Annotated in this window: 2 protein-coding genes; both read left to right on the forward strand. The window is 48.5% G+C overall.

Features of this window, described 5'->3' with window-relative positions; genetic code table 11:
• Positions 1 to 93: 93 nt before the first annotated feature.
• Positions 94 to 1,761: a gliding motility-associated ABC transporter substrate-binding protein GldG gene (gene gldG, locus ABYP73_RS12805; protein WP_372974593.1), complete on the forward strand. Its 1,668-nt coding sequence runs from the start codon at positions 94 to 96 to the stop codon at positions 1,759 to 1,761.
• 171 nt (positions 1,762 to 1,932) lie between these two features.
• Positions 1,933 to 2,651: DNA polymerase III subunit beta (gene dnaN, locus ABYP73_RS12810; RefSeq protein WP_372974594.1), on the forward strand; the 719-nt coding region annotated here is incomplete at its 3' end.

The following is a 2,651-nucleotide window of genomic DNA, read 5'->3' on the forward strand; positions in this document are numbered from 1 at the left end:
GGGTTCTGGACACTCGGGATGTGGTGTATTTCCTATCTCTTTCCTGCTTTTTCGGCTATTTGACGGTACTTCAATTAAACCAACGCGCATAGGGTGAAGAAGACGAATCTAAAATTGTTAGGGCTGGGGATCGGGGTGCTGATAGCGATCAATCTCATATCGGGTCTCCTGTTTCTGCGAATCGACCTTACCGAAGATAAGCGCTTCACCCTGAGTGATGCCAGCAATGACATCCTGAAAAAAATCGATTCCCCGGTGATTATCGATGTCCTGCTCGACGGTGACCTTCCCCCGGAATTCCAGCGCCTGAAACTGGAGACGGAGCAACTCCTGGAAAATCTCTACAACAGGAATGACAAAATTAAATACGGATTTGAGGATCCTCTCGAGGATCCCGCTCAGGCAGAGGCCACCATCGCGCAACTCCAGCGCATAGGCCTGACCCCTGCCAATGTGACCACGGAAGAAGAAGGCCGAGTATCCCAGGAACTCGTCTTCCCCTGGGCCATGGTGACCTACAGGGACCAAACGGTGAAGGTGCCCCTTCTTAAAAATAAATTAGGCGCCAATACGGCGGACCGCATCAATAATTCCATTCAAAATCTGGAGTATGCCTTTGTGGATGCTTTCAGCAAACTGGTGGTCATAGAAAAAAAGAGAGTGGCCGTGATCAAGGGAAATGGGGAACTCGAAGATCTTTACCTGGCCGATTTCCTCACTGCGATCAGAGAATATTACAACATCGGGGCTATTACGCTCGATTCTGTTACTGAGAATCCTCAGAAAGTTCTGGAGCAACTCAAATCCTACGACCTGGCTCTGGTCGCCAAGCCCACCCAGCCTTTCAGCGAGGAAGAGAAATATGTACTGGATCAGTTTGTCATTGACGGGGGCCGCTCCTTATGGCTGATCGATCCGGTGGCTATGGAACTGGACAGTCTTTTCAATGAGGAAGGTAGAGCAGTAGCGCTACCGAGGGATCTGAATATGAATGATTTCTTCTTCAGGTACGGGGTGAGGCTGACTCCGAACCTGGTGGATGATTTGTATTGTGCCCAGATCGTCCTGGCCAGCGGTGAGGGAAATGCCTCTGAGTACAATCCCCTCCCCTGGGTGTATTATCCCATGGTGTTTTCACAGAACAACCACCCGATCAATGCAAATATGGAGGCCCTGCGGTTCCAGTTTGCCGGTGCGATGGACACCCTGGAGAACGATAATAAAAAGACTGTCCTGGCCCGCAGTTCCCCCTTGTCCAAAAAAGCCATAGCCCCGAGGACCATCAGTTTCGACATTCTGAATTCGCCCCCGGACAGGGAATCCTATACGGAAGGAAATTATCCCCTGGCGGTCCTTATTGAAGGAACCTTTCAATCGGCATACCGCAACAGGATCAAGCCTCTGGATCTGAACGGAGTAAGCGAACAGGGAGGAGAAAATAAGATGATCGTCATCTCGGATGGCGACCTGATCGCCAACCAGCTGAGGAATGGAAGGCCACTTGAACTGGGATACGATAAATGGACCAACAATTTCTTCGGGAACAAGGAATTCCTCGTGAACTGCGTGAATTACCTTCTGGATGATACCGGACTTATAAACATTCGAAACCGCAAAGTGAACGTCTCCGTGCTGGACCCTGAAAGGATCACTGCTCAAAAAACCCGATGGCAGCTTATAAACATTGGGATTCCGCTGATTTTTATCGCAGGGGTCACCTTCCTTTTCCTCTACAGGAGAAAGGTGAGATTCGGCCGATAGGTGTTGATAAGTAAGTTTTAAGGAAAAGCGCAATTGGAATATATTTGTTTGAATCCAAAATCGGGTCGCTTTCAACTATTCCCGGCCTATCATGAAAATGGTTTGAAGATGGCTTTTCTCTTGGGAGTAGGAGACGAAACCCAATCAATGAACTAACTAAATAAAGGACTTGTGAAATTCATCGTTTCAAGTACATATCTTTTAAAGCAACTGCAGGTATTAGGGGGAGTCATCAACAGCAGCAATACCCTGCCCATCCTCGATAATTTTCTCTTCGAATTAAAGAAGAAAAAACTGACCGTTTCGGCTTCCGATCTGGAAACCACTATGAGTGCAGAACTCGAGGTGGAATCGGATAATGAAGGGGTTATCGCCGTTCCGGCCCGTCTCCTTTTGGATACACTTAAGACCTTTCCCGAACAACCGCTGACCTTTGTGGTGGAAGACAACAATACGGTGGAGATCAGCTCCAGTTATGGGAAATACGCCCTGGCCTATGCGGATGGTGCTGAGTTTCCAAAAGCTGTGGAACTCGGCAATCCCAGTTCCACGACTATCATGGGAGATATCCTGGCCACTGCCATCACCAAGACCATCTTTGCTGCCGGCAATGACGATCTGAGACCCGTGATGAGCGGGGTATTCTTTCAGTTCTCCTCTGAGAATCTAACCTTCGTCGCCACCGATGCCCATAAACTCGTAAAATACAAACGAACGGATGTAAAAGCTTCGGAGGTAGCAGAGTTTATTATGCCAAAGAAACCGCTGAACCTGTTAAAAGGCATCCTGGGCGGAAGTGAAGAGGAGGTAAAGATCGAATACAACGACAGCAATGCCAAGTTCAGTTTTGACAATGTGGAACTGATCTGCCGCCTCATCGACGGGAAGTA

Origin of the sequence: Muriicola sp., from assembly GCF_041567615.1 — a bacterium.
GTDB lineage: Bacteria > Bacteroidota > Bacteroidia > Flavobacteriales > Flavobacteriaceae > Muriicola.